Raw genomic sequence first — 7,152 nt, forward strand, 5'->3', positions numbered from 1 at the left:
ACGTCGGCGTCCGACTACACTGGCGTGCCGTGATGATCACCCTCGACCACGTGAGCAAGAACTACAAGTCTTCGGCACGCCCAGCCCTGGACAACGTGTCGCTCAAGATTGACAAGGGTGAGTTCGTCTTTCTCATCGGTCCGTCCGGTTCCGGGAAGTCGACGTTCATGCGTCTGCCTGCGGTGCGAGGTGCCGACGTGGCGTTCGCGCTCGAGGTGATCGGCAAGCGTCCGGACACCTGCAACCGCATCGTGCCCGATGTGCTGGAGATGGTCGGCTTGTCCGGCAAGGCCAACCGGCTGCCCGGCGAGTTGTCCGGTGGCGAACAGCAGCGCGTGGCGATCGCCCGGGCCTTCGTCAACCGGCCGCTGGTGCTGCTGGCGGACGAGCCCACCGGCAACTTGGACCCCGAGACGAGCAACGACATCATGGACCTGCTGGAGCGGATCAACCGCACCGGTACGACGGTCGTGATGGCCACCCACGACCATCACATCGTCGACTCGATGCGTCAGCGCGTCATCGAACTCGAACTCGGCCGCCTCATCCGTGATGAGCAGAGCGGCGTCTACGGAATGGATCGCTAAGTGCGCTTCGGCTTTCTCGTCAATGAAGTCCTGACTGGATTTCGTCGCAACGTCACCATGACGGTCGCCATGATCCTGACGACCGCCATCTCCATCGGCCTGTTCGGCGGTGGTCTGCTGATCGTGCGCCTGGCCGATCAGTCCAAGCAGATCTATCTGGACCGCGTGGAGAGCCAGGTCTTCCTGACCGACGACGTCTCGTCCAATGACCCCAACTGCGACGCCGACCCGTGCAAGTCGCTGCGCAAGCTGATCGACGACCGCAAGGACGTCAAGTCGGTGCGGTACATGAACCGGGACCAGGCGTACGACGACGCCGTGCGGCGCATCCCGGCGTTCAAGGATTATGCGAGCAAGAAGGCGTTCCCGGCGTCGTTCGTCGTCAAGCTCGACAATCCCGAGCAGCACAAGGGATTCGAGGACGCGCTGCGCGGACGTCCCGGCGTGCGCCAGGTGACCGACCAGAAAGAACTGGTCGACAGGCTGTTCGGCATCCTCGGCGGTATCAGCAACGCGGCATTCGCGGTGGCGCTGGTGCAGGCCGTCGCCGCGGTTCTGTTGATCGCCAACATGGTTCAGGTCGCCGCCTACACCCGGCGTACCGAGATCGGCATCATGCGACTGGTCGGCGCCACACGCTGGTACACCCAGCTGCCGTTCCTCGTCGAGGCGATGCTGGCCGCGACCATCGGTGTGGTCGGCGCCGTCATCGGCCTGATCGTGGTGCGGGCCATGTTCCTCGAAGACGTGCTCAACCAGTTCTATCAAGCCGGCCTGATCGCCAAGGTCGACTACGCCGACGTCCTCTTCTATTGCGCGCCAATCATGTTGGCTCTGGGCCTGACCATGTCGGGCGTCACGGCCTACGCGACGCTGCGCGCGTACATACGGCGGTAGCGATGGCCAAGAACGCAAACAAGAAGGACGCCGACAAATCCGGCAACAACGCCGTCGTCGCGACCAACCGCAAAGCGCGGCACAACTATTCGATCATCGACACCTACGAGGCGGGTATCGCGCTGGTCGGTACCGAGGTGAAGAGCCTGCGCGAGGGGCTGGCATCCCTGGCCGACGCGTTCGCCACCGTCGACGACGGTGAGGTGTGGCTGCGCAACCTGCACATCGCCGAGTACCACCACGGCACCTGGACCAACCACGCACCGCGACGCAACCGCAAGCTGTTGTTGCACCGCAAGCAGATCGACACGTTGGTAGGCAAGCTGCGGGACGGCAACTTCACCCTGGTGCCGCTGAAGCTGTACTTCTCCGACGGTCGGGTCAAGGTCGAATTGGCGCTCGCCCGCGGCAAAGAAGCCCACGACAAGCGCCAGGACATCGCCAAGCGCGACGCGCAGCGCGAGATCACCCGTGAGATGGGCCGACGTTTCAAGGGCAAGATCTGACCGGGGTTCTGCTGGCGCTGCTGTCAGCGCTGGGCTATGGCATCAGCGACTTCGTCGGCGGCATCGCGGCTCGGCGCGTCGCCGCACTGCGGGTGGTGCTGGTGTCGTACCCGATCGCCGGCGTGCTGCTGACGGTGATGGCGTGCGTTGTCGGCGGCCAGGTTTCGTCGACCGCGGTCACGTGGGGCATCTTGTGCGGCGTGCTGCAGGCGTTCGGTATCTGGTGGTTCTATGCGGCCCTGGGCTCCGGACCGATATCGGTCGTCTCACCGCTGACCGCCATCCTGGTGTCGGCGGGGCCGATCGGCGTCGGCGTCGCGATGGGGGAGCGGCCCAGCGGGCTGGCGATCGCCGGGATCGCGCTGGCGTTGGTCGCGGTCGCGCTCGTGAGCGCACAGGCCACCGATGAGGACGAGACGCCGCACCGGTTCACCGCCAAGGTCGCCTGGCTGACCGTCGGATCAGGATTGACCTTCGGGCTCAGCTTCGCCGTCATCCACCAGGTGCCGCACGAGGCGAAGCTGTGGCCGTTGGTGTTCGCCCGCTTCGCGGCTACCGCGGTGGTGATGATCGCCGCGGTAGCGACCCGCAATTTCGCTCTGCCGCGCGGACTTCCGCTGAAGCTGGCCCTGGTCGCGGCGGCGCTCGACGTCATCGCGAATGTGGGCATGCTGCTGGCGCTGCAGGCCTCGATGCTGTCGTTGGCGAGTGTGCTGATCTCGCTGTATCCTGCGGCGACCGTCGCCCTGGCCATGGTGGTGCTCAAAGAGCGCGTGCGGGCGTGGCAGGCCGTCGGCATGGCGCTGGCCCTCGGGTCGGTCGCGATGATCGCCGCCGGGTAGTTGCCTCCGTTTTCTCCGCGAACAACAGCTGGATGGCTTCATCGCCGCGGTCGCCGAGTCGGTGATTCTGCGTTGAGGGCGTGAAGACCCGGTGGCGGTAACCGTGAGTGCAGGCTCAACATTGAGCCAAATCGACTGCGCATTTTGGCCGTTAGGTACTCGAAGAAAGCCTGCCGCAGCGCACAGTCAACGAACACCCGTGTTGACTGTGCGCTGCAGCAGAAAAGATCGAGTAGCGAGCAGCGTAGACGCACCGGTCAACAGCCGCGTCTGCTCGCGAGGAAACTACAGCTGATTGATGCGGATCAGGTTGCCTGACGGATCGCGAAATGCGCAGTCGCGCACGCCGTAATCCTGGTCGGTGGGCTCCTGCAGGACGTCGGCGCCGGCGGCTTCGAGGCGCGCGAACAGTGCGTCCAGGTCGTCGGTCGCCAGGGTGACGGCGCCGTAGGAACCCTTGGCGATGAGCTCCAGGATGGTGCGGCGCTCGTCGTCGGTGATGCCCGGATCGGCGGCCGGCGGGTGCAGCACGATCGAGGTGCCCGGCTGCCCGGGCGGGCCGACCGTAAGCCACCGCATGTCTTGGTAGCCAACGTCTTTGCGTACCTCGAACCCGAGGTCGTCGCGGTAGAACTTGAGCGCGGCCTCGGCGTCGGTGTGGGGCAGGAATGCGTAGTGAATGGAGATTTCCATGCCCGTCACGGTAGTGGCGGTCAGTGCGGCGGTGCTTCTTGATTCCTGACCGGTCTGGTGACCTGCCGAGCCAGACAGGCCGGAATGCCGTCGGCCGCCTGTGAATGGTCGCGGCGATACACGCTGGGCGCCACGCCGACCAACTCGGTGAACCGCGTGCTGAACGTGCCCAGTGATGAAAAGCCAACGGCGAAGCAGACATCCGTCACGCTGAGGTCGCCGCGACGCAGCAGCGTCATGGCCCGTTCGATGCGGCGCGTCATCAGGTACGAGTAGGGCGATTCGCCGTAGATGCGCCGGAATTCCCGGCTGAGGTGGCCGGCGGACATGTGCGCGCCGCGCGCCAGTTCCTCGACGTTCAGCGGCTTGGCGTACTCGCGGTCGATGCGGTCGCGCACTTTGCGGATCACCGTGATGTCCCGCAGGCGCTGTGCCTCGGCGCGGTCGTCCCCCATGGGCCCATCGTCGCATGACGAAATTGGGACGCATCGCGGATTTCCCAGTGCGCAGGGTTCTGTCGTCGTACGGTCAGCCGGTGAGCAGCTCAACGCGACCCGTGACCGTCCTCGAGAAGTCCGACGTCTTGCCCGCCCTCTTCGGGGTGTGGGACGACCTGGACACGCTGTTGTCCACCATTTCCGAAGCGGAACTGCTGACCACGCAGACCGAGCTGCCCGGCTGGCATGTCCGCGATGTGGTCGCGCACATCATCGGCACCGAGCTGATGCTCAAGGGTGAACCGGTGCCGGAAGCCGACATGGACGTCTCCGAACTCGACCACGTGCACAACCCCATCGGCGTGATGAACGAATGCTGGAACCGGTCGATGGCCGGGCTCTCGAGCGCCGAACTGTTGGAGAAGTTCCGTGCTGTCACCGACGACCGGCGGGCGACCTTGACCGCGATGTCGGACGAGGAGTGGAACACCCCGACGATGACGCCGGCCGGGCAGGACAGCCTCGGTCGCTTCATGCGGATCCGGACGTTCGACTCGTGGATGCACGAGCAGGACATTCGCGAATCGGTGGCGCGCGTGGCGTCGGACGCCGCATTGCAGAAGCCGGAAGCGCGGCTGGCGCTCGACGAGATCGAGACGATGATGGGCTTCGTCGTCGCCAAGCGCGGGGGAGCCCCCGACGGATCGCGCGTCGAGATCCAACTGACCGGTCCCATGGCGCGCACCATCCGCGTCGCCGTCGACGGCCGCGCGGCCGTGGTGCCCGACTTCGGTGGCGCCGAACCGACGACGGTGATCCGGATGGACGGCTGGCAGTTCACGCGGCTGTGCGGCGGACGCCCACTGGGCGCGGTTCGTTCCGTGGCCATCGAATACGAGGGCGACGCCGAGGTCGGGCAGCGCATCGTCGAGAACCTCGGTTACGTCATCTGACCTGCTGGTTTCGGTGGCCTCGGATATTCAGTGGAGCTTGTCGGAGCTACCGGTATGATGGAGTGTCCTGCCGAAAGTCGGCGGGGGTGCGAGGGGCTGAACGGTTTCGACTTCGCGCATCGAATCAAGGGAAGCGTGCCGGTGCAGGCAAGAGACCACCGTAAGCGTCGTTGTAACCAATTAAGCGCCGATTCTCATCAGCGCGACTACGCCCTCGCTGCCTAAGTAGCGACCGCGTGTCTGTCAGACCGGGAGCGCCCTCGGCCCGGACCCTGGCATCGACTAGAGGGACCCACCCACGGGGCCGGTCGCGGGACCCGTGGGGACATCAAACAGCGACTGGGATCGTCATCTCGGCTTGTTCGCGTGACCGGGAGATCCAAGTAGAGGCATAGCGAACTGCGCACGGAGAAGTCTTGAGGGAATGCCGTAGGACCCGGGTTCAATTCCCGGCAGCTCCACAAGGGAAGGCCCGGCTCGAATGAGTCGGGCCTTTTCGTTTGGTTGCGTCATCGGGTCTGTCCCACCCGCCCCTCGACTCAGACGTTTCTGATGTCTGCCTTGAGCAGGTGGGGTTCGGTGTCGGTGTCATCGATGCCGAAGCTGATGATGCGACGCGGCGTGATGCGGATGATCGCGGAATCGAGGACGTCTCCCGCGGGGGCAACTCGCCCCGACGCTGTCACGGCCTGCTGGGCGGTGCCGCGTATCTCCAGGCACCGCACGCGCCATGGATTGCGCGAGGCGATGTCATCGACGACGAAAGCCACCTTGTCGTGGTGGGCGAGGTTGCGGTACTTCTGGCTCTTGGCCATGTGGTAGCCCGAGATGTCGATGGTGCCCAGTTCCTCGTTGTAGGTGAAGCCCACTGGGCTGACCTGCGGTGTGCCGTCGGGCTGGATAGTGGCGAGTCGCCCGAGGTCTGCCGCCTTCAGGTATTCGATTTCGTGTGGTTTGAAGGTCATACATTCGACGCTAGGACCTCAACATAGGTTGAGGTCAACCCCGGCGCCACCACACGTTCCGTAGTTTCGATACCACCATGTGGTGAGCGACATTCCGCATTTTCCGTGACAGAAACTGAAACACGTTCTAGTCTCGCGTGATGGGTAACCTGGAGGCGATCGCCGACATTCAACGGCTCAAGTACCGCTACTTCCGCTCCTTGGACCTCAAGGAGTGGGACACCTTCGGGGACTGCCTCGCTGCAGATGTCGTGACCCGCTACGGCACACACGCGATGGGTGAGCCGGTGCATTACGAGGGACGAGACGCCGTCGTCGACTTCATGCGGACGAACCTCGACAACGGCATCATCACGACCCATATCGCCAGCCACCCGAGATCGACCTCGACTCCGACACCACGGCGCACGGTTCGTGGGTTTTCGAGGACACCGTGATCGTGCCGGGCCACGCGATGATCCGCGGTTCGGGCTACTACTCGGACACCTATCGCAAGGACGAGGACGGTGTGTGGCGCATCGCCAGCACCGGGTACCAGCGCATCTACGAGGCGCTCACGTCGTTGGAGGATATGCCGAGTTTCAAGTTGCTTGCGAACCGCTGGGCGTAGTGCCGGCGCGCCCTGCGCCTAGTTCGTCAACACGTTCAACACGAAGTTGGCGTCGGTCTGATTCGGCACCTCGGGCGGCACCTGCACGGTGCCGTCACCGCGGGCCTTGCTGTATTTGCCGCTGCCGCCGACGATCGACATCGGCACGGTTTCACCCTTGCTGAACACGGCGGCACGGTCGGCAAGAGTCTGGACTGAAATCTGCCCACCGTCGAGGATGAAGGTCTCGGTGCACGAGACGTCACCCGAGGTGGCGTTGCCGCTGAGGGTGGTGCACTGTCCGGCGGTCCGCCCGAGCTTCGTGCCGCCCTGGCGATCGAAGACGTCGCCGGAGAAGATGAACTGGTCGCCGGGTCCCGGGAGTCCCGAGGTCCACGCTGGTCTGCCCGGTGTCGTGCTCATAGAAGTGCAGCGTGGTGACGGCCGACTGATCCTTGCCTTTGTCGCCCGGTGAACAGGACATCGTCAGCAGCAGGGCGGGGGTCAGCACGGCCGCCGTGGTACGCAACGTGTTCATGGATCTTCCTCTCGGCGGGGTGAACAGCTACTAATGGCCGCAAACCATCGGTTGAGCGGTAAGACCTCCTTATCCATACGATCAGCTGCGAGTTCCCTTGTGGGGAACCGTCGCTGTCGAGCATCCACTCGCGGGCCGCAATTCA

The 7,152-nt window shown here is 64.5% G+C and carries 9 protein-coding genes, 1 other RNA gene and 1 pseudogene; 7 read left to right on the top strand and 4 right to left on the bottom strand.

What is annotated here, in order from left to right:
- The first annotated feature begins 32 nt into the window (after positions 1-32).
- The 4 genes from G6N46_RS28165 to G6N46_RS28180 are packed head-to-tail and all read left to right on the top strand — an operon-like array spanning position 33 to position 2,832.
- Positions 33-587, top strand: coding sequence for a cell division ATP-binding protein FtsE (locus G6N46_RS28165; protein WP_163693265.1), 555 nt, complete (start codon positions 33-35; stop codon positions 585-587).
- Positions 588-1,484, top strand: a complete 897-nt coding sequence (gene ftsX, locus G6N46_RS28170) for a permease-like cell division protein FtsX (RefSeq protein WP_043394725.1) — start codon at positions 588-590, stop codon at positions 1,482-1,484. It abuts the gene before it with no gap.
- Positions 1,485-1,486: 2 nt separating this feature from the next.
- On the top strand, positions 1,487-1,990 hold the full coding sequence (gene smpB / locus G6N46_RS28175) for an SsrA-binding protein SmpB (RefSeq protein ID WP_138249927.1): 504 nt from the start codon (positions 1,487-1,489) through the stop codon (positions 1,988-1,990).
- On the top strand, positions 1,987-2,832 hold the full coding sequence (locus tag G6N46_RS28180; protein WP_174814098.1) for a DMT family transporter: 846 nt from the start codon (positions 1,987-1,989) through the stop codon (positions 2,830-2,832). The genes smpB and G6N46_RS28180 overlap by 4 nt, the downstream gene beginning before the upstream one ends.
- Before the next feature lie 285 nt (positions 2,833-3,117).
- Here the strand turns inward: G6N46_RS28180 and G6N46_RS28185 are convergent, their stop codons facing one another.
- Entirely contained in the window at positions 3,118-3,525 is a 408-nt protein-coding gene (locus G6N46_RS28185) for a VOC family protein (protein ID WP_138249925.1), read from the bottom strand.
- Between the two features lie 20 nt (positions 3,526-3,545).
- Positions 3,546-3,980 (bottom strand): helix-turn-helix transcriptional regulator, encoded by a 435-nt coding sequence (locus G6N46_RS28190; protein WP_138249924.1) that lies wholly within the window; start codon positions 3,978-3,980, stop codon positions 3,546-3,548.
- Positions 3,981-4,060: 80 nt separating this feature from the next.
- On the opposite strand from G6N46_RS28190, the gene G6N46_RS28195 reads away from it, so the two are divergent.
- Positions 4,061-4,915, top strand: a complete 855-nt coding sequence (locus tag G6N46_RS28195) for a maleylpyruvate isomerase family mycothiol-dependent enzyme (protein ID WP_167526445.1) — start codon at positions 4,061-4,063, stop codon at positions 4,913-4,915.
- A gap of 92 nt (positions 4,916-5,007) precedes the next feature.
- Positions 5,008-5,379, top strand: a transfer-messenger RNA (tmRNA) gene (gene ssrA / locus G6N46_RS28200).
- Between the two features lie 75 nt (positions 5,380-5,454).
- Here ssrA and G6N46_RS28205 read toward each other — a convergent pair.
- On the bottom strand, positions 5,455-5,880 hold the full coding sequence (locus G6N46_RS28205) for a PPOX class F420-dependent oxidoreductase (protein WP_138249922.1): 426 nt from the start codon (positions 5,878-5,880) through the stop codon (positions 5,455-5,457).
- Between the two features lie 140 nt (positions 5,881-6,020).
- Between G6N46_RS28205 and G6N46_RS28210 the strand changes: the two are divergent.
- A pseudogene (locus tag G6N46_RS28210) lies at positions 6,021-6,490 on the top strand (nuclear transport factor 2 family protein).
- Between the two features lie 18 nt (positions 6,491-6,508).
- Here G6N46_RS28210 and G6N46_RS28215 read toward each other — a convergent pair.
- Positions 6,509-6,892, bottom strand: a complete 384-nt coding sequence (locus G6N46_RS28215) for an allene oxide cyclase barrel-like domain-containing protein (protein ID WP_235688661.1) — start codon at positions 6,890-6,892, stop codon at positions 6,509-6,511.
- Positions 6,893-7,152 lie beyond the last annotated feature (260 nt).

It is taken from the genome of Mycolicibacterium phocaicum (assembly GCF_010731115.1).
GTDB classification, from domain to species: domain Bacteria; phylum Actinomycetota; class Actinomycetes; order Mycobacteriales; family Mycobacteriaceae; genus Mycobacterium; species Mycobacterium phocaicum.